General features: G+C 40.9%; 3 protein-coding genes. 2 read left to right on the top strand and 1 reads right to left on the bottom strand.

Going from position 1 to position 1,829, the window contains the following annotated elements:
- Together AC1MDJ_RS07665 and AC1MDJ_RS07660 are read left to right on the top strand one after the other, a co-directional pair.
- Positions 1–193 (top strand): hypothetical protein (locus AC1MDJ_RS07665; protein WP_479690333.1); only part of this gene is annotated, 193 nt, incomplete at its 5' end.
- On the top strand, positions 193–837 hold the full coding sequence (locus tag AC1MDJ_RS07660) for a hypothetical protein (RefSeq protein ID WP_479690332.1): 645 nt from the start codon (positions 193–195) through the stop codon (positions 835–837). The genes AC1MDJ_RS07665 and AC1MDJ_RS07660, both read left to right, overlap by 1 nt.
- Positions 838–923: 86 nt before the next feature.
- Here AC1MDJ_RS07660 and AC1MDJ_RS07655 read toward each other — a convergent pair.
- Positions 924–1,829 (bottom strand): NAD-dependent epimerase/dehydratase family protein (locus AC1MDJ_RS07655; protein WP_479690331.1); only part of this gene is annotated, 906 nt, incomplete at its 5' end.

The raw sequence follows: 1,829 nt of genomic DNA, 5'->3' as shown, positions 1-1,829 counted from the left end.
TTTTGGTAGATTTCGTGAATATGGTCAAGATACAAAATATATCAACAATAGTGGCGGAGCAGTGGAGTACGGTTTATTCCTTTATGCTAAAGAATTTGCAATTGGACTAAAAGCAAAGCATATTTATGAAGGCAATTTAGGTGGAACATCAATCGGTATATCCGTTGGCACAGCATTCACGGGGAATAAATAATGTTCAAAATATTGAATATTATTTTTTTAGTATTCTTATATCTACTAGCAAACGGTATTGTTCATGCCGAAGAATGTAGGTTTCCCAGAGACTACTACGACCCCTTTAACAGAAACAAACAATGTAATAGGCATTGGAATCTTTCGCTTGATATAGAGCATATGGATGGGGTAGCACTAAACGGCACTGATTTAGACGATAGATTTTTTTTAGGCATTAAGTACCAAAAATATATAGACCATAGGCTTGGGGTTGGTTTTAATGTACGCAACTCTAAATACAGCGGGATAAATCCACATCAGATAGATGTCAATGAAGTTTCTATATCAGCAATGTTTCTTGGAAGAGACTCCTTAGGCATAATTTTGGGACTGTTTTTTGAAACTCCTAGTTTTCTTGAAACTTATGCAGGTGTTGGTATGAATATAACATTGCTTTCTGTGGATACAGATTTTGATACCTCTACCATTTATGTTTTAAGTCCAGCCACTGAGTTTGGCATCCGTTTTTACTACAAACACCTGACAGCATGTTTGCTGGTTAGATATACAGATACACACATAAATATCAAAGCTGGATTTGATGGCGAAGAATTTAATGTTGGTGGATTATCTTTGGGGGCTAATATTGGTATGGCGTTTTGAAAAAAGGTTTAAGTCTAGAAATTTTCTCTAAACTAGGCTTGAACCTAATGTTTCTTAAGACAAATTGGAGTGTGGCTATAGCCACACTAAGACAGCCACTTTACCAGATTTAGTATCCCTTGTTTCACAGCGGAGCGGTGTGTGCTTACCCCCTCGCCAATGTAATGTATCCTGTCTCTGTTTGCTATATACCAGTCGTAGCTTTCGCATATCATCTCATCGTTAGAATATTTTGCTGTGTAGCCAAGCTCTCTCTTAATTTTAGATGTATCAAAATAAAACGAACGCCCATACATTAACCAGTGATAGTTGCCTAGCGGGGATAGCCCTAATTTGCTTGTTAGCTTCATTCCCATTACGGCAAGGCTCATAGGCAGAGAGCGCACACTTGCCCCTGTTTTGGCATGTTTGCATAGCGTCTGTAAAAGCTCACGCATAGAGCCGTAATTTTCAGCTCCGCAGTTATAGATTGAATGCCCTTCTCGTTCGCCCGCCCTGATGCATACTTCTGCCAAGTCGTCGCTATGAACAAACTGGAATATGTTGTCACCGTTCCCTAAAACTGGTAGCTTCCGCCCCTCGCTAGCCCATTCAAATAATATTTGGAAGATTCCTAGCCGTCCGTGTCCCAGTATAGTGCGCGGACGTACTATACTGACATCAAGCCCACTTTTCACATATTCTAGACATAGTCTTTCTGCAGCAAGTTTAGCTGTGCCATAAGCCTCTCTAGGGCAAGGCTCGGGGTCTGTATCTGTGATAGGCAACTTTTGCGGAACGCCATAGACCGCCGATGAGGACGTATAGACAAGTTTCTTAACGTTATTAACCTTGCACGCTTCTAATAATATTTTCATTCCGCCTAGATTCACAGATTCAAACAGCCGCTTGTTCTTTGCCAGCGGGACTTGCGCCACATTGTGGTGGACTACATCCACACCCTTGCAAGCACTAACATCAGGGATATGGATGCTGTTGTTAGTGCTTGCAAG

The organism is Candidatus Termitispirillum reticulitermitis, assembly GCF_054655775.1.
This window is presented reverse-complemented; position numbering and strand designations above follow the sequence as displayed.